Annotated in this window: 12 protein-coding genes; 8 read left to right on the top strand and 4 right to left on the bottom strand. The window is 66.4% G+C overall.

All coding sequences use genetic code 11. From position 1 onward, the window contains the following. The first annotated feature begins 106 nt into the window (after nt 1-106). From U5760_RS17245 to U5760_RS17260, 4 genes are read left to right on the top strand one after another with little or no spacing between them, the layout of a single operon-like run. Complete coding sequence (locus U5760_RS17245; RefSeq protein WP_322013448.1) at nt 107-1,480, top strand: efflux RND transporter periplasmic adaptor subunit; 1,374 nt, start codon at nt 107-109, stop codon at nt 1,478-1,480. A gap of 18 nt (nt 1,481-1,498) precedes the next feature. Then, complete coding sequence (locus U5760_RS17250) at nt 1,499-4,705, top strand: efflux RND transporter permease subunit (RefSeq protein ID WP_322013450.1); 3,207 nt, start codon at nt 1,499-1,501, stop codon at nt 4,703-4,705. Next, on the top strand, nt 4,702-8,016 hold the full coding sequence (locus tag U5760_RS17255) for an efflux RND transporter permease subunit (protein WP_322013452.1): 3,315 nt from the start codon (nt 4,702-4,704) through the stop codon (nt 8,014-8,016). The genes U5760_RS17250 and U5760_RS17255 overlap by 4 nt, the downstream gene beginning before the upstream one ends. A gap of 14 nt (nt 8,017-8,030) precedes the next feature. Further along, the gene (locus tag U5760_RS17260) at nt 8,031-9,599 is read left to right on the top strand and encodes an efflux transporter outer membrane subunit (RefSeq protein ID WP_322013454.1); all 1,569 of its coding nucleotides are present in this window, start codon (nt 8,031-8,033) and stop codon (nt 9,597-9,599) included. 55 nt (nt 9,600-9,654) lie between these two features. On the opposite strand, the gene U5760_RS17265 is transcribed toward U5760_RS17260, so the two are convergent. Next, entirely contained in the window at nt 9,655-10,080 is a 426-nt protein-coding gene (locus U5760_RS17265; RefSeq protein ID WP_322013456.1) for a Tautomerase enzyme, read from the bottom strand. 133 nt (nt 10,081-10,213) lie between these two features. Between U5760_RS17265 and U5760_RS17270 the strand changes: the two genes are divergently transcribed. Continuing rightward, nucleotides 10,214-10,825, top strand: a complete 612-nt coding sequence (locus U5760_RS17270) for a TetR/AcrR family transcriptional regulator (RefSeq protein WP_322013457.1) — start codon at nt 10,214-10,216, stop codon at nt 10,823-10,825. Nucleotides 10,826-10,932: 107 nt separating this feature from the next. Here the strand turns inward: U5760_RS17270 and U5760_RS17275 are convergent, their stop codons facing one another. Next, nucleotides 10,933-11,673, bottom strand: coding sequence for an SDR family oxidoreductase (locus U5760_RS17275; RefSeq protein ID WP_322013459.1), 741 nt, complete (start codon nt 11,671-11,673; stop codon nt 10,933-10,935). A gap of 162 nt (nt 11,674-11,835) precedes the next feature. Between U5760_RS17275 and U5760_RS17280 the strand changes: the two genes are divergently transcribed. Then, nucleotides 11,836-12,771, top strand: a complete 936-nt coding sequence (locus U5760_RS17280) for a LysR family transcriptional regulator (RefSeq protein ID WP_322013460.1) — start codon at nt 11,836-11,838, stop codon at nt 12,769-12,771. Between the two features lie 18 nt (nt 12,772-12,789). Here the strand turns inward: U5760_RS17280 and U5760_RS17285 are convergent, their stop codons facing one another. Beyond that, complete coding sequence (locus U5760_RS17285) at nt 12,790-14,280, bottom strand: HD domain-containing phosphohydrolase (protein WP_415914128.1); 1,491 nt, start codon at nt 14,278-14,280, stop codon at nt 12,790-12,792. 173 nt (nt 14,281-14,453) lie between these two features. On the opposite strand from U5760_RS17285, the gene U5760_RS17290 reads away from it, so the two are divergent. Together U5760_RS17290 and U5760_RS17295 are read left to right on the top strand one after the other, a co-directional pair. Continuing rightward, on the top strand, nt 14,454-15,233 hold the full coding sequence (locus U5760_RS17290; protein ID WP_322013462.1) for an alpha/beta hydrolase: 780 nt from the start codon (nt 14,454-14,456) through the stop codon (nt 15,231-15,233). Nucleotides 15,234-15,815: 582 nt separating this feature from the next. After that, on the top strand, nt 15,816-16,880 hold the full coding sequence (locus tag U5760_RS17295) for a porin (RefSeq protein WP_322013606.1): 1,065 nt from the start codon (nt 15,816-15,818) through the stop codon (nt 16,878-16,880). 146 nt (nt 16,881-17,026) lie between these two features. Here U5760_RS17295 and U5760_RS17300 read toward each other — a convergent pair whose 3' ends face one another. Next, the gene (locus tag U5760_RS17300) at nt 17,027-17,491 is read right to left on the bottom strand and encodes a PACE efflux transporter (protein WP_322013463.1); all 465 of its coding nucleotides are present in this window, start codon (nt 17,489-17,491) and stop codon (nt 17,027-17,029) included. Nucleotides 17,492-17,551 lie beyond the last annotated feature (60 nt).

A 17,551-nucleotide genomic window follows, 5' to 3' on the forward strand; every position in this document is an offset into this window, starting at 1 on the left:
CCGGCACAACAACCATGAGAATGCGTATGCAGCAATACGACAATTTCCGCAACGGCATCGAAACGCGCCAACACCCTTCAGTGACCGTTGACGCACGGAGGCAAGCGTGAGCGACGCAACGACCCCGCAGCCCAAGGCCCCCAACACCCCGCCGCCGGGCACGCCGCCGCGCAGGCGGCACGGCCCGCTCGTGATCGCGATCATCGTGGTCGTGCTCGTCGTGCTCGTGATCCTGCACATCCTGCGCGGCAAGAAGCCCGAGCGTCCGCCCTCGGCGCAGGTCGTGACGGTGGCCACCGCCGTGCTCGGTCCGATGCCCGAAACGATTACCGCGCTCGGCACGATCACGCCGCTTGCCACGGTCACGGTACTGCCGCAACTGAGCGGCTATCTCACGGCCGTGGGCTACCACGAAGGCCAGGACGTGAAGAAAGGTCAGTTCCTCGCCCAGATCGATCCGCGCCAGTACGAGATCAGCAAGCAGCAAGCCGAGGCCCAGCTTGCCAAGGATCAGGCGTCGCTCGCCCAGGCGCGCTCCGACCTCGCGCGCTTCACGATCCTGAACGAGCGCAAGTCGATCGCCGAGCAGACCTATAGCGACCAGGTGTTCCTCGTCCAGCAGGACGAAGCCGCCGTGAAGGCCGACAAGGCGAACATCGCCCAGTTCGACCTCGATCTCGCGTACTGCCACATCACGGCGCCGGTTTCGGGCCGGGTGGGCCTGCAGCTCGTCGATCCGGGCAACTACGTGACCGCGTCGAGCTCGCCCGGCATCGCCGTCATCACGCAGATGACGCCCACCACCGTCGAATTCCCGGTGCCGCAGGACACGCTCGGCAACGTCCTGCAACGTTTCGGCACGGGGGCGAAGCTGCCGGTTACGGTCTATAGCAGCGACAACTCGAAGCAGCTCGCGACCGGCGAGCTCTACGCGATCAGCAACCAGATGGCCACGGCCACCGGTACGGTCACGCTGCGCGCGAGCCTGCCCAACGACGACGAGGCGCTCTACCCCAACGAGTTCGTCAACGTGAAGCTGCTCGTCGATACGCTGCAGAACGCGGTGCTCGTGCCCACGCCCGCGGTGCAGACGGGCGCGCCCGGCAACTATGTCTATCTCGTGAACGACAACAATACGGTCTCCGTCCACAAGGTCACGCTCGGCCCGAGCGACGGCAAGAACACGGTCATCGCATCGGGCCTCGCGGCAGGCCAGCGCGTCGTGACCGACGGCCTCGACCGCCTCTCGGACGGCGCGAAGATCCGCCCGGCGGCCGCACGTCCGGCCGCGGCCAGCGGAGCAAGCGGCGCAAGCGAGGCCAGCGCAGCTGCCACGGGTGACAACGCGGGCAGCACCGCGGACAGCGAAGCCGCCGGCGCAACGGGTGCCAGCGGCGCACACGCGCACCACGGGCATCACGCCCATGGCGCCTCGGGTGCGTCCGGTGCCTCGGCCCCCGAAGCCTCGCAAGCCTCGTAAGCCGCGGATCCGCTGCCGATGAATATTTCCCGCCTGTTCATTCTTAGGCCGGTCGCGACTTCGCTGCTGATGATCGCGATGGTGCTGGTCGGCCTCGTGGCGATGAAGTTCCTGCCGGTCTCGTCGCTGCCCTCGGTCGACTACCCGACCATCCAGGTGCAGACCTTCTACCCCGGCGCGAGCCCCGACGTGATGGCCACCACCGTCACCGCGCCGCTGGAGGTGCAGCTGGGCGAGATCCCGGGGCTGCAGCAGATGGTCTCGTACAGCTCCGAAGGGGCTTCGATCATCACGCTGCAGTTCGACCTGTCGCTGAACCTCGACGTCGCCGAACAAAACGTCCAGCAGGCCATCAACGCCGCCAACAGCTACCTGCCGAGCGGCCTGCCCGCGCCGCCGACCTACGCCAAGGTCAACCCGGCCGACCAGCCCATCCTCACGCTCGCGGTCACGTCGAAGTCGATGTCGCTCACGCAGCTGCAGGACGCGGCCAACAACCGCCTCGCCACGAAAATTTCGGAAGTGCAGGGCGTGGGTCTCGTCACCACCGCGGGCGGCAACGTGCCGGCCGTGCGCGTGGAGGCCGACCCGCAGAAGCTCGCCGCCTACGGCCTGAATATCGACGACCTGCGCACGCTGCTCGCCAACGTGAACGTGAGCCAGCCGAAGGGCAACTTCGACGGCCCGGATCTCGACTACACGATCAACTCGAACGACCAGATCTCGGACCCGAACGACTACATGAACACCGTGATCGCGTACCAGAACGGTGCGCCGGTGTTCATGCGCGACGTGGCGCGCGTGAGTTCGGCCGCGCAGGACGTGGAGCGCGGCGCCTGGTACAACAAGGAACCGGCGATCGTGCTGAACGTGCAGCGCCAGCCGGGCGCCAACGTGATCGCCACGGTCAACCAGATCATGAAGCAGCTGCCGCAGCTCGAAGCGACGCTGCCGGCCGGCATGAAGGTCACGGTGGTCTCGAACAGCGTGGGCGTGATCCAGGCTTCGGTGAAGGACGCGGCGTTCGAACTGATTCTCGCCATCGCGCTGGTGGTGGCCGTGATCTTCGTGTTCCTGCGCAACGTGCCCGCCACCATCATTCCGAGCATCTCGGTGCCGGTCTCGCTGATCGGCACGCTCGCGCTGATGTACGAGTTCAACTACTCGATCGACAACCTCTCGCTCATGGCGCTCATCATCGCCACGGGCTTCGTGGTGGACGACTCGATCGTGATGATCGAGAACATCGTGCGCTATCTGGAGGAAGGCGACAAGCCGCTGCAGGCCGCCTTGAAGGGCGCAGGCCAGATCGGCTTCACGATTCTCTCGCTCACCGTCTCGCTCATCGCGGTGCTGATTCCCCTGCTCTTCATGGGCGGCGTGATCGGCCGGCTCTTCAGCGAATTCGCCGTGACGCTCGCGGTGACCATCGTGCTCTCGGCGGTCGTCTCGCTCACCGTCGTGCCGATGATGTGCGCGCGCATCCTGCGCGCCCAGGCGGAGCGCCATCCGAGCCGCTTCGAGCGCATCAGCGAAGGGCTCTTCGACAAGACGCTCGCCGCCTACGAGCGCGGCCTCAGGTGGGTGCTCGACCACCAGACGCTCACGCTGTTCGTGGCGCTCGGCACCATCGTGCTCACGCTCGTGCTCTACGTGGTGATCCCGAAGGGCCTCTTCCCCGTGCAGGATGTGGGCGTGATCCAGGGCATCAGCGTGGCCGACAATTCCGTGTCGTATTCGGCCATGGTGCGGCGCCAGTCCGCGCTCGCCGAAGCCATCCTCAAGGATCCCGACGTGGTTTCGCTCACCTCGTACGTGGGCATCGACGGCATCAACAACACGCTCAACAACGGCCGCTTCCTGATCAACCTGAAGCCGCACGACGACCGCTCCGACACCGCCGAGGCCATCGCGCGGCGCATCCAGCAGGAAACGGCGAAGGTCTCCGGCATCCGGCTGTATCTGCAGCCCGAGCAGGATCTCACGCTCGACACGACGATCTCGCGCAACCAGTACAACTTCGTGCTGCGCGGGCCGAACCAGGAGGCCTTCAACCAGTACGTGCCGGCGCTCATCGCGAAGATGAAGCAGATCCCGTCGATCACCGACGTCACGAGCGACCTGAACTCCGAGGGCCTCTCCGTCGACGTCGAAGTGAACCGCCAGCTCGCGGCACGCTACGGCATCACGGCGGCGACCATCGACAATGCGCTCTACGACGCACTGGGCCAGCGCATCGTCTCGACGATCTTTCAGCAGTCGGACCAGTACCGCGTGATTCTCGTCGCCAAGCCCGAGGCCGTGCCCACGGTCGAATCGATCGGCGACATCTATCTGCCGAGCCAGACCAGCAGTTCGGGCCAGGTGCCGCTCAAGGGCATTGCGACGATCCACATCACGCATTCGCCGCTCATGCTGAGCCACCTCGCGCAATTCCCGGCGGTCACGATCTCGTTCAACCTCGCGAAGGACGCCTCGCTTTCCGCCGCGGTGAGCGAGATCCGCAAGGCCGAGGCGGCGATCAACCTGCCGCCCTCGATCACCTCGTCGTTCCAGGGCGCGGCGGCCGCGTTCGAAGACTCGCTTTCGAGCGAGGTGTATCTGCTGATCGCGGCGCTCGTGGCGGTGTATATCGTGCTGGGCGTGCTCTACGAGAGCTACGTGCATCCGGTGACGATTCTCTCCACGCTGCCCTCGGCGGGCATCGGCGCGCTGCTCGCGCTGATGATCGCGGGCAGCGACCTGGACGTGATCGGCATCATCGGCATCGTGCTCCTGATCGGTATCGTCAAGAAGAACGCCATCATGATGGTGGACTTCGCGCTCGAAGCCGAGCGCGTGCACGGCAAGCCGGCGCGCGAGGCGATCTTCGAAGCGTCCATCCTGCGCTTCCGCCCGATCCTGATGACGACGCTCGCGGCCATGCTCGGCGCGCTGCCGATGCTGCTCGGCACCGGTACGGGCTCGGAGTTGCGCCGCCCGCTCGGTCTCGCGATCATCGGCGGCCTCACGCTCAGCCAGATGCTCACGCTCTTCACGACGCCCGTGATCTATCTGTTCTTCGACCGCCTGGCGCAGCGTTTCGGCCGCAAGCCGAGCCACGGTCAGCCGGGCGATGCCGATGCCGGTGCCGATAGCACCGACGGTCCCGACAATGGCCCAGGCGCAGGTCCCGGCACAGGTCCTGGCACCAGCGCCCCGCCCGCACCCGAGGGCACGCCGTGAACCTTTCGGCGATCTTCATCCGGCGCCCGGTCGCGACCTCGCTCCTCGCGATCGCGATCCTGATTGCGGGCACGCTCGCGTTCTTCCGCCTGCCGGTCGCTCCGCTGCCCAACATCGCCTTCCCGGTGATCGTGGTGCAGGCCACCATGGCGGGCGCGAGCCCCGAGATCATGGCGTCCACCGTGGCCGAGCCGCTCGAGCGGCGCCTCGGCACGATCGCGGACGTGAACGAACTCACCTCCGTCAACTCGGTGGGCTCGGCGATGATCGTGGTGCAGTTCGGCCTGAACCGCGACATCAACGGCGCCGCGCGCGACGTGGAAGCCGCGATCCAGGCCGCGCGCGCCGACCTGCCGACCACGCTGCGCAGCAACCCGACGTACCGCCAGTACAACCCGGCGAGCGCGCCGATCATGGTGCTCGCGCTCACCTCGGACACGCTCACCAAGGCGCAGCTCTACGACTCCGCCGATTCGGTGATCCAGCAGCAGCTCTCGCAGGTCGACGGCGTGGGTGAAATCACGCTGGGCGGCGGCGCGCTGCCTTCGGTGCGCGTGGAGCTGGAGCCGGGCAAGCTCAACAGCTACGGCATCGGCCTCGAAGACGTGCGCGCGGCGATCGGCGCGGCCAACGCGGACAGCGCGAAAGGCCACATCGACCAGGGCGATCAGCGCTACGAGGTGATCTCGAACGACCAGATCTCCAAGGCCGCGCCCTACCGCGACATCGTGGTGGCCTACCGCAACGGCGCGCCCGTGATGCTGCGCGACGTGGCCCAGGTGCGCGACTCGAACGAGAACATCCGCAACGCCGGGCTCTACAACGGCAAGTCGGCCGTGCTCGTGATCGTGTATCCCATGCCGAGCAGCAACATCGTGCAGACGGTCAAGCAGATCCGGGACCGGCTGCCGTCCATCGAGGCGGCCCTGCCCTCGTCGGTCAAGGTGCATGTGGCGATCGACCGTTCCGAGTCGGTGCAGTCCTCCGTGGCCGACACCGAGCGCACGCTCTTCATCGCCGTGCTGCTGGTGATCGGCGTGGTGTTCGTGTTCCTGCTCTCGCCGCGCGCCACGCTGATCCCGGCCGTGGCGCTCCCCATCTCGATCATCGGCACCTTCGGCCCGATGTACCTGCTGGGCTACAGCATCGACAATCTCTCGCTGATGGCGCTCACCATCGGCACGGGTTTCGTGGTGGACGACGCCGTGGTCGTGCTGGAAAACATCGTGCGCCATATGGAAGCCGGACTCCCGCCGAGGGAAGCCGCGCTGATCGGCGCGCGCGAAGTGGGCTTCACGGTGGTTTCCATGAGCCTCTCGCTCATCGCCGTGTTCCTGCCGATCCTGCTCATGCCCGGCGTCGTCGGCCTGCTCTTCCACGAATTCGCGGTCACGCTCTCCGTCGCGATCCTGATCTCCCTCGTGGTCTCGCTCACGATCACGCCCACGATGTGCGCCTACGTGCTCTCGCGCGAGCACAGCCAGCAAAGCCAGGCGCGCTGGGCCGTCTGGATCGAAGCGCAGTTCGAGCGCTTCAAACAGGCCTACTCGCGTTCGCTCGACGTCGCGCTCAACCACAGGGTGCTCGTGATCGTGGTGCTGATCGCGCTCCTGTTCGGCAACGTGTTCCTCGCGCGCTTTCTGCCCGCTACGTTCTTCCCCGAGCAGGACACGGGCATTCTGATCGGCCAGATCATCGCCGACCAGAGCATCTCCTTCACGGCGATGGAGAAAAAGCTCGCGCAGTTGCAGGCGATCGTGCAGACGGACCCGGCCGTCGCCTCGGTGGCCGGCTTCACGGGCGGGCGCGCGCTCAACACGGCGAACGTGTTCGTCGAACTCAAGCCGCTCGCAGAACGCCACCTTTCGGCCACCGAGGTCGTCAACCGCCTGCGGCCCAAGCTCAACGCCGTTTCCGGCGCGCGGCTCTTCCTCCAGGCGCAGCAGGACTTGCGCATCGGCGGGCGGCAGTCGGCGGCGGAGTATCAGTACACGCTCACGAGCGAGGACGCGGACGCGCTCTTCACCTGGGTGCCGAAGCTCGTGGACGAGCTCAACAAGTACCGCGGCGTGCTCACCGACGTGAACTCCGACCTGCAGCAAAACGGCCTGCAGGCCTACGTCACGCTGAGCCGCACGACGGCCAAGCGCTACGGCTTCGATCCGAACCAGGTCGACAGCGTGCTTTACGATGCCTTCGGCCAGCGCACCGTCTCGACGATCTACAACCCGCTCAACCAGTATTTCGTGGTGATGGAAGTCGCGCCGCAATACTGGCAGTTTCCGCAGTCGTTCGACCAGATCTGGCTCTCCACGGCGGCCGGCAACGCGGCCGGCACGGCGCAGACGCAGATGTCGGGCAGCACGGTCACGGGCGTCAAGCTGCCCACCGCGATCAGCGCCGGGTCCAGTTCGTCGGGCACGACGAATTCGCAGAATTCGAATGCCGAGGCCAACCAGCTCACCAACAGCATCTCGAACAGCAAGGGCGGCAGCTCGAGCGGCAGCGCGGACAGCACGGCGGCGGAAACCCTGGTGCCGCTGCTCGCCACCATGAAGTGGACGACGGGCCACACGGCCACCCAGGTGAACCACCAGAGCGGCATGGTGGCGGGCACGATTTCGTTCAACCTGCCTCAGGGCGGTTCGCTCTCCGCCGCCGCGGCGACCATCGAGAAGGCCCAGCAGGATATCGGCATGCCGGCTTCGGTGCACGGCTCGTTCGCGGGCGCAGCCCAGGCCTATGCGCAGTCGATGGGCACCGTGCCGCTTCTGATCCTCGCCGCGCTCGCCGTGGTCTATATCGTGCTGGGCGTGCTCTACGAGAACACCATCCACCCGCTCACGATTCTCTCCACGCTGCCTTCGGCGGGTATCGGCGCGGTGCTCGCCATGCTGATCTTCGGCACGCCGTTCTCGGTCATCGCGATGATCGGCATCATCCTGCTGATCGGTATCGTCAAGAAGAACGGCATCATGATGGTGGACGTCGCGATCCAGCTGCAGCGCCACGAAGGCATGGACGCGCGCCGCGCGATTCACGAAGCGGCCGTGGTGCGGCTGCGCCCGATCATGATGACGACCTTCGCCGCCGTGCTCGGCGCCGTGCCGCTCGTGCTCGCGCTCGGCCAGGGTGCCTCGCTGCGCCAGCCGCTCGGCGTGACCGTGATGGGCGGTCTGCTCCTCTCGCAGGTCTTTACGCTGTACACCACGCCCGTGATTTACCTGTTCCTCGACAACCTGCGTGCGCGCCTTGCGCGCTGGGCCCAGCGCCTGCCCTGGAACCGCCAGGCCGATGAGAGCGCATCATGATGAAGACACACCGCATGCGGACAACCCCCGCTTTCCCCCGCGCACGCACCGCGCTGCGCCTCCTGCCGCTCGCTCTCGCCGTATCCGCCACGTTGCTCGCGAGCGGCTGCATGGTCGGCCCCGACTACCATCGTCCGCAAGTGGCCGTACCCGCCACGTGGAAGGAGCTGCCGGGCTGGACCCAGGCGACGCCCGCCGCCGCCGAAAGCCCGAAGGGCGACTGGTGGACCGTGTTCGACGATCCGCTGCTCGACGAACTGGAGCCGCTCATCGCGGTCTCGAACCAGACCGTGCGGCAGAACTACGCGAACTATCAGGAGTCGCTCGCCGAAGTGCGCATCGCGCGCGCGAGCCTCTTCCCGACGGTCGGCATCACCGGGTCCAGCACGCGCGAGCGCTCGGCCTCGGGCACGATCAGCAGCGTGAGCAGCGTGAGTTCGGTGGGCGGCTCCGGCGCGCGCATCGTCAACGCCGGCGCGCTCGAAGCCAACGTGAGCTGGGAGCTCGACGTCTGGGGGCAGGTGCGCCGCCAGATCGAAGAGAATTCGGCCACGGCCCAGGCGAGCGAAGCGACGCTCGCGAATGCTACGCTCTCCGAACAGATCGCGCTCGCCAACGACGTGATCCAGCTGCGCGTGACGGATGCCGATATCGACCTGCTCACGCAGACGGTGGCCGCCGACAAGGACTTCCTGCGCGTGGTGGCCGACCAGGACCAGGCGGGCACGGTGGCGCCGTCCGATCTCGTCTCGGCGCGCACGCAGCTCGAAAGCGCGCAGGCCAGCCTGATCGCGCTCGGCGTCGCGCGCGCGCAATACGAACATGCGATCGCGGTGTTGGTGGGGCGCAACCCCGAGGACATGGACATCCCGCACAGCGAGCGCCTGCCCACCTTGCCGACGATCCCGGCCGGCGTGCCCTCCACCATCCTGCAACGGCGCCCGGACATCGCCACGGCCGAGCGGCAGATGGCCTCCGCGAATGCGGCCATCGGCGTCGCGACGGCCGCGTACTATCCGGCCATTTCGCTCTCGGCGCTCGACGGCTTCACGCAGGCGCCGCTCTCGGGGCTGCTGCACATCAGCAACTATGTATGGTCGCTGGGCGCGAGCGCCACCGAAACGATCTTCGACGGCGGCGAGCGCAGCGCCGAAGTGGCGGCCGCCCGCGCGACCTACGACGCGGCCGTGGCCAACTATCGCGGCACCGTGCTCTCGGCGTTCGAAAACGTGGAGAACGACCTCTCCGGCCTGCGCATTCTCGCCCAGCAGTCCGAAGCACTGGATGCCGCGGTGCGCGACGCGACCCACGGCACGGAGATCGCGAAGAACGAATACCAGGCGGGCACCGTCGACTACACGACCGTGGCCACGGCGCAGACCACGCAGCTGAGCAACCAGCAATCGGCGCTGAACGTGCAGCAGCAACGGCTGCTCGACGCGGCTGCGCTGATCGGCGATCTGGGCGGCGGCTGGTCGGGCGTGCTGCATGAAACGCTGCACCCCGACCGCCCCGACGCGAAGGCCAATGCGGCGACGGATGCCGCCGCGAGCGAACCGAAGACTTCGACGGCGACGCCTTGATGCGCGAGGCGGCATGCCGGGATCGAAACCCCGGCACGCCGCTTGCCACGACTGCTTACTGAACGGCAGCCGAACGGATGGCGTCCACGAGCGCGTCATTGTCGTAGCTGCGCCCGGCAATACCCCAGGCGCCATCCGCCGCATACACCACGTTGACCCAGATATGGTCGCGCGCGAGCCGTCCTTCTGCTGCCCGTTCGACCACGTCGGTCGCCCGCGCGATGAAGCGCCGCTTCGCTTCGGGCGCCGCGAGCGCCACACCCGGCAGCTTCAGTTCGACGAAAGCCGCGGCCCCTGGCTTGCCGCCCGTGTAAACACGCCCCGGCGGCACCACGTTCACGGTGCCGATCACATTCGGCTCCATGAACGCATTGCCATCCAGTTGTTCGATCTCCAGCAAGGCTTCGGTCAAACCGGCAAACACCTGAGCTTCCACGGCGGGCGCGAGCAGGCCCTCGGCTACGGTCAGCGTAATCGGCATGGCACTTCCTCCTTCTTCAGCGGGTGGGTAAGTTTCGAACGGTCGTGATATAAATACTAATCACTCTCTATAGAATAGATACCAATCGCTCTTTATGCAAGATAAAGAGCGATTACTCTGAAAGAGGCCGTCCATGCGTTACTCCACCGAGCACAAGAACGAAACCCGTGCGCGCATTCTCGATGCCGCCGCCCGCCTGTTCCGCGAGGAAGGCTACGGGGGCTCGGGCATCGGCCCGCTGACGAAGGCGGCCGGCGTCACCAACGGCGCGTTTTATGGACACTTCAAGTCGAAGAGCGAGGCGTTCCGCAACGTGGTGCTCGCAGGCATCGGGCAGATACGGGAAGCTGTGGGGTCGCTGCGGGTGGAGCATGGCACGCACTGGCGCAAGCTTTTCATCGACTTCTACCTGGGGCCGCGGCGTACCTGCAAGCTTGGCGAAAGCTGTGCGCTGCCCAGTCTCTCGCCGGAGGTCATGCGGGCCGACGACGAAACGCGCATCGCCTATGAAGAGGAATTGCTGCGGCTCATCAACGAGGTTTCGGCGGGGCTGGAAGACCTGCCCGCCGCCGGCCGCGACGACCGCGCAATTGCGTTGCTCGCCATGCTCTCGGGCGGCGTTACATTGGCGCGCGCCGTGCACGACCCGGCGCTTTCGGAGCGCATCGCGAAGGCCGTCGGGCGGCATGCGATGGCGATGACGGAACCCGAGGCAGCGACCACGGAGTCGAAGCGCAAGCGGTAAGGCAGACGCAGACGGGGCGCCGGGCCTTCGGTCCGGCGTACCGCACGCGTATCAGCCGCGGCGTATTCCCGTCTTCCCCAGAATGACAATGCGAAAGGCCGTTCCGCTTAAGCAAACCCGCCGTTGGCCCGCAACACCTGCCCGTTGATCCAGCCGCCGTCCGGCCCGGCGAGAAACGCCACCGCATCGGCGATGTCTTCCGGTTCCCCAAGCCGCTCGAGCGGAGACTGGCTCGCGATCTGATCGATCAGCGCTTCGGACTTGCCCGCGAGGAACAGCTCCGTGGCCACCGGCCCCGGCGCCACCGCGTTGACGGTGACATGGCGCCCACGCAACTCGTTCGCGAAGGTCCGCACGAGCCCCTCCACACCTGCCTTGCTCGCGATGTACGGGCCGTAGCCGGGAAAGTTTTTGGCAACGACGCTCGACGAAAGCGCGATGAAGCGCCCGCCCTCGGGCAGCACCTGGGCCGCGTGCAGCATCATCAAATACGTGCCGCGCAGATTCACGGCGACGGTTTGGTCGAACGCATCGAGATCGCCCTCGGCGATCGGTGCAAGCGACATCACGCCCGCGCTGTTCACCACCACGTCCACGCGGCCGAACGCGTGGCGCGCCTGCGCATACAGGCTCTCCACTTCGGCGGGCGCGGCCACGTTCGCGCGCACGGCCACCGCCGCGCCGCCCGCCGCGCGTATGGCGCTCACGACTTCCGCTGCACGCGCTTCATTGCCGGCGTAGTTCACGACCACGGAAAAGCCGTCCTTCGCGAGCCGCAGCGCGATGGCGCGCCCGATGCCGCGCGAGGCTCCCGTCACGATGGCCACGCGCGCAAATTCCTGTTCCATGCTTCGCTCCTCAAAGAGTGACAGTCCGGATGACTGCGTTGAGAGGGATTATTCACGTTGACGCCACCTGGATAAATGGTGCTAAATTGCCATGACCATTCAACCCACATAACTAATCCGGAGCGGGAACCCGCCTGCCGGTATGCATCGGGGCTCACCGCCGTGGATCGTTTTGACACCTTGCAGTTGTTCGTCCGGATCGTCGAACAGGGGAGTTTCACGAAGGGCGCGAGCATGCTGGACATTCCGCGCGCCACCGCGACGTATGCGATCAAGGAACTGGAAGCGCGCCTGTCCACCCGCCTGCTCGAACGCACGACGCGGCACGTGCGGCCGACGCTCGACGGCCAGGCGTTCTACGAGCGCTGCGTGCGCATACTCGGCGATATCGACGACGCCGAATCCTCGTTCTCGCACCAGAGCGCCAATCCGCGCGGCGTGCTGCGGATCGACCTGCACGGCACGCACGCCACGCGTATCGTGTTGCCGCGCGTCGACGAATTCCGGACGCGCTATCCGAACATCGAACTCGTGGTGAGCAGCGGCGACCGACTGGTGGATCTCGTGCGCGAAGGCGTGGACGCCGTGATACGAGCGGGGCACCCGCGCGATTCCTCGCTGATTGCGCGGCCACTCGCGGTGATGCCGCAGATCGTCTGTGCGAGCCCCGCGTACCTGGAGCGCGCCGGCACGCCCCGGACGCCCGACGATCTCGCCACCCATGAGGCCGTGGGCTTCTTCTCCAATACCAGTCAGTCCTCCTATGCAATCGAGTTGAACGTCGATCGCAAGGTGGTGGAGTTCAAGCTACGCAACTGGATTTCGGTGAGCGACGCGGAGAATTACGTAGTCTGCGCGCTGCGCGGCGCGGGACTCATTCAGTTGCCGCGCTTCCATGTGGAAGACGAACTCGCGAACGCTCGCCTCGTCGAGGTGATGCGGCAGTGGAAAAGCCCGGGGCTTCCGGTGAACGTACTCTATCCGCAGCACCGTCAACTGGCGCCGCGCGTGCGGGTCTTTATCGAATGGGCGGCGAAGCTCTATGCCGAAAAGTTCGGCGCGAGCGGCAAGGAGGCCGCAAAGGCTGCCAGGCGCTAACGCAGGTCCTTGCGCCGCTCACAGCAAGCCGAGTGTCGAAGCCTTCAGCGTCGCCGCCGCGCGCGACGAGCAGTCGAGCTTGCGAAACACACTCTCCACGTGCGTGCGCACGGTGCTCGGACTCAGGCCCAAATCGCGCGCGATGGTCTTGTTGCTCGCGCCAAGGCTGATCGCGCGCAGCACATCGGCTTCGCGTGCCGAGATGCGCACGCCGGGCCGTTCATCCTGCAGCCGCGTCCGCGCGCCCCTGTGCGGTGCGGTGCCGGCATCGAACAGGGCGTGCACGACTTCGCCATCGAACCGCCCGCGCTGCGCCTCCGCCAGCAATAGCTGCTGCGCTTCGGCAAGCGGCAGCGCCTCGCGCCACGGCCGTGCCGAGCGCAGGGCGACCCACGCGACCGAAGCCCCGAGTATGCGTGCCTCCTGCGCGAACGCCTCAGGCCCCGCGCCGCGAAAATAGCCCGACCCGTCGAGCCGTTCGTAGGCCCACGAAGCCAGTTCGGCGATCTGCGCCAGCGCGCCGCCCTGCTTGCCCGCGCGCGAAGTCCAGTACGGCACGAGCCGCACCTTTTCCCAGGCCGCGGCCGGCAGCCGCCCGCGCGTATTCCACACCGCATTCGGCACTGCCGCGCGGCCTATCCCATGGATCAACCCCGCGCAGTAGAGGCGATCCTGCGCCTGCGCGTCGAGCCCCAGCCGCGCGCCGCACGCGGCCGCAGCCGCCGCCACGGCGCGCGAGAAGCCGGTCATCCACGGCAGCTTCAGATCGATGATGTCGGCGATCAGTTCGGCCGAGGTCGTCTTGCCCATCTGCGGCGTCATGAGTACGTCGTCGAACGGCGGCGCCTCCGCGCCCTCCAGTCCCGCCAGCCAACGCGGCGCCTCGGCCGCGGCGAGCGCCGCGAGACGCGCCGGATAGCGCGCGTCGGCCCGCTGGGCGATCAGCTTGAGCGCCTGCTCCAGCCCATACACGCGGCTGAAAATCTCCACGTCGCCGGCGAGCGACACCACGAACACCGTATCGGGCACGGCCGCGCCCGCCAGCCGGTCGGGAATGCCGCGGCCGTCCCATGTTTCGAAGATATGCCGCAACGCCGTTTCGGTCGCAACGTCGAGACCGATGATGCGGGCAACTTCGCTCGACACCTCGCAGTGAATCCGGGCGAGCGGCGCGAGCGCCACGCCCGCGCCCCCCAGCGGCTCAAGCGGCTCGGCCCAGTCGGGACGCTGCGCCAGCATGGCTTCGCGGCCCGCCACGTCGTCGCCCAGAACGTCGGCGAAGCCCGGCGCATTGGCCGTGCAGCCGGACCAGCGCAACAACGAGGCCTCTACCACGGCCACGCGCGAAGGCTCGTCCAGCCCCAGCGCCTGGGCGATCCGCGCCGCAAGCCACGCCGTGCGCAGCGAGTGGTCGGTCGGCTGGCCCATGCTGAGATCGCCGATGAAGGCCAGCGCCTTGACCGCATCGAACACGCGAATCGCGAAACCGCCAGCCTGGATGTTCTGCACCTTCGGCACCGCCTCCTCCGCCTCCTCGTTACCCGGGTTCGAGAGCACGCTCTCAGGATGGGGACTATACGCGCCGCCTGCCGCGAGCGGGGTCGGTCATTCGACCGATACCGCGCGCCCCCGGCGGCTGCGATGCTGGCGGCTCACTCCACACTGCGAGGTCAAGCTCCATCATGAACGGTCTGTTGAAAAAAAGTATCGCATCGGCGGTCCTCGCCGGCAGCGCGCTCGCGCTACCCACGGCGCATGCCGCGCCGCCCGAAGACCTGAAGGGCACGAGCGTCGTGCTCGTGCACGGCGCCTTCGCCGACGGTTCAAGCTGGAACAAGGTGATTCCGCTGCTCGAAGCGCGGGGGCTGCACGTCGTTTCGGTCCAGAACCCGCTCAGCTCGCTCGCCGACGACGCCGCTGCCACGAAGCGCGCCATCGACGCCCAGAGCGGCCCGGTGGTGCTCGTCGGCCATTCGTGGGGCGGCGTGGTAATCACGCAGACCGGCGACGACGACAAGGTCAAGGCGCTCGTCTACGTCGCGGCGCTGGCGCCCGATGCGGGCGCTTCGGTCAACGACATGATGAAGGGCAAACCGGCCCCGGCGTGGGCAAGCGAGTTGCACAAGGACTCGGGCAACTATCTCACGCTCTCGACGAATGCCGTGATCCACGACTTCGCGCAGGATCTGCCGCCCGCGCAGGCCCGCACGATGGCCGCCACCCAGGGTCCGTGGTTCGCGGGCGCGCTGGACGACAAGGTCAGCGTTGCCGCGTGGCATACGAAGCCTTCGTGGTACGTGGTCGCCGACCAGGACCGCATGATCGACCCGCATGCCGAAGCCGCCATGGCCGAGGCCATCGGCGCCACGACGAGTCACGTCGATGCCAGCCACGTCGTCATGGTGAGTCATCCGAAAGCCGTTGCGGACGCAATCATCGCCGCTGCCAGCAAGGTCCAGTAAGCCCCGTTGCGGCAAATTCGCCACACCCGCGTCGGCCACGACGCGGGTGCCTCCCCGCTTCACCTCCCCGCTCGCAACCTGCCCTGCCCGCCCGAAAGCACGGTCGTACGTGCTTTGGCGCCATTCAAACGCCACCAGCCCCATTCCACTTGGGTTTGGGGTGCGAACGTCCGTGCTAAAAAACTGATCGTTTCTCCCAGGATGACAGTTTATGTACGCGCGGACAAAAATAAGCCCATTCCGCGAGCAATCCGGTCAACGTTTCGAGCACATCCTGTTTGTGGAGACGCGCACGGTGAACGAGCACCCCGATCTGCTGCCAGCCGGGCCGGCCCCGGCGTCATGCTTCATGCCGCGCCCGCCGCGTGGCTTCGTGGCAGCGCATCGCGCCCTTCGCCTGCGCCCTCCGTTACCGCCCGAAACGATCCCGCTACACCCGCCCTCGCACTGAGCGCGGCTCCGAATCCCGTTTTTTAAAGCACCGAGACGTCGTTTCGAAACGACGCCCCCACACGTAACCGGACCTCCCTCATTATTAAGGATTACGAAATGAACAAGCGGAAAGGCGTTCACTGGAAACTCATGGCTTCCACGTTCACCGTGGCCTGCCTACTGGGGGCGTCGGGCGCCGCGCACGCGCAAAGCAGCGTGACGCTGTACGGCATCGTGGACGGCTCCATCCTCTATACGAGCCACACGATGAACATGGCGACAGGGCAAAACGAAGGCCACCAGTTCTCGTTCACGGACAGCGGCATGACGGGTTCGAGCTTCGGCCTGCGCGGCGCGGAAGACCTGGGCGGCGGCCTGCGCGCCGTGTTCACCCTGGAGAGCGGCGTGAGCGTCGCCAACGGCCAGTTCAACAATTCGAACGGCAACCTGTTCGGCCGCCAGGCCTGGGTGGGCATCGACAGCTCCTACGGCTCCGTCAAGGCCGGTTTGCAGTACTCACCGTTTTTCCTTTCGATCTACGACATGGATCCGCGTGCGATGTCGTACTTCGGCAGCGGACTCGTGACCTACGTCGACAACGTCTATGTGACGGGTCTTTTCAACAGCAATTCGATTACCTATACCTCGCCGGAAATCGCCGGCGTGCAGGCGGCGGGCATGATCGCGCTGGGCGGCGCGGCAGGCGACTTCCAGGCCGGACGCCAGTACTCGGCGAGCCTGCGTTATCACCTGGGCGGCTTCACGATCACGGGTGCGCTCTATAGCGGCAACGCGGGCGGCAGCGCCGCCTCGACGCCCGTCCCGAGCACCGTCGAGTTCGTCGGCCGCACGATCGGCGCGAGCTATCGCTTCCCGAACGATCTGACTCTCTCGGCTTCGTACGCGCTCTACAAGGTGTCGGGCTCGTTCGACAACAGCGTGTATTCCGGCGGCTTCAGCTACTTCGTGCTGCCCTACCTCAACGTGAACGGCGGCGTGTACTACACGCGTGACGGCAACGACGGCACGAACCACTCGCTCATGGCTTCGAGCGGCGTGCAGTTCTTCCTCTCGAAGCGCACGACGTTGTATGGGCAACTGGGTTACGTGAACAACCACGGCCGTATGGACACGGGCCTCTCGATCAACAACGCGCTCTACGAAGTGGCGGGATCGACAATCGGCGCGAGCCTCGGCATCCGTCACATGTTCTGATCGACGCCGCGCGCGGGGCTTGCCTCGCGCGCAGGACCGGAGATGCGAAGTCCGCTTCCTCGTGGCCGCCAGGCCATGAAGAAGCGGACTTTTTCATTCGCAGTTCTTCGTTGTTGATCGCGGACGTATGTGAATTCCGGCATCGTCTATGACTTCGATACCTCGCACGCCGTCTCGGGTAACGTCACCGCCGGCAGCGCCGATGCCGGCAACCCGAACAGATAGTCGAAACCGAGGTTGTAGAGGTAGGCATAGACGAGGAAGAACACGGTCAGGCCGATGTCCATCACGAAAGCCTCGACGAGCGATATATGCAACATCCACGCGAACATGGGCACGAGCATCAGCAGGAGGCCGCCTTCGAACCCCATCGCATGCGCGATGCGCCGCGCGACGCCGCGCCCGCGCTTCGTCTGCCGCGCTTCCCAGCGCTCGAACAGCAGGTTGTAGACGAAGTTCCACGAGGTGGCGACCACCGACGTCAATATCGCCGCCGCCCCGGCCCGGTTCAGGCCGCTGCCGGCAATCGACGCGAGACTCGCGCCGGTCACGAGAATGGCCAGGCCCTCGAACACGGTGACATAAACGATGCGGCGTTTGAGACCTTGCATGGTGCCCTCGGCGATGTGGGAATGGTCTTGATCCTAGCGGGTGAAATCTGATACAACCAG

This window comes from Paraburkholderia sp. J12 (assembly GCF_905220215.1).
Lineage (GTDB): Bacteria > Pseudomonadota > Gammaproteobacteria > Burkholderiales > Burkholderiaceae > Paraburkholderia.

What these genes read in the sequence shown, in the direction of transcription:
- U5760_RS17275 (WP_322013459.1), bottom strand. Translation starts at nt 11,673, where the DNA reads ATGGAACAGGAATTTGCGCGCGTGGCCATCGTGACGGGAGCCTCGCGC.
- U5760_RS17300 (WP_322013463.1), bottom strand. Translation starts at nt 17,491, where the DNA reads ATGCAAGGTCTCAAACGCCGCATCGTTTATGTCACCGTGTTCGAGGGC.
- U5760_RS17290 (WP_322013462.1), top strand. Translation starts at nt 14,454, where the DNA reads ATGAACGGTCTGTTGAAAAAAAGTATCGCATCGGCGGTCCTCGCCGGC.
- U5760_RS17270 (WP_322013457.1), top strand. Translation starts at nt 10,214, where the DNA reads ATGCGTTACTCCACCGAGCACAAGAACGAAACCCGTGCGCGCATTCTC.
- U5760_RS17265 (WP_322013456.1), bottom strand. Translation starts at nt 10,080, where the DNA reads ATGCCGATTACGCTGACCGTAGCCGAGGGCCTGCTCGCGCCCGCCGTG.
- U5760_RS17260 (WP_322013454.1), top strand. Translation starts at nt 8,031, where the DNA reads ATGCGGACAACCCCCGCTTTCCCCCGCGCACGCACCGCGCTGCGCCTC.
- U5760_RS17295 (WP_322013606.1), top strand. Translation starts at nt 15,816, where the DNA reads ATGGCTTCCACGTTCACCGTGGCCTGCCTACTGGGGGCGTCGGGCGCC.
- U5760_RS17250 (WP_322013450.1), top strand. Translation starts at nt 1,499, where the DNA reads ATGAATATTTCCCGCCTGTTCATTCTTAGGCCGGTCGCGACTTCGCTG.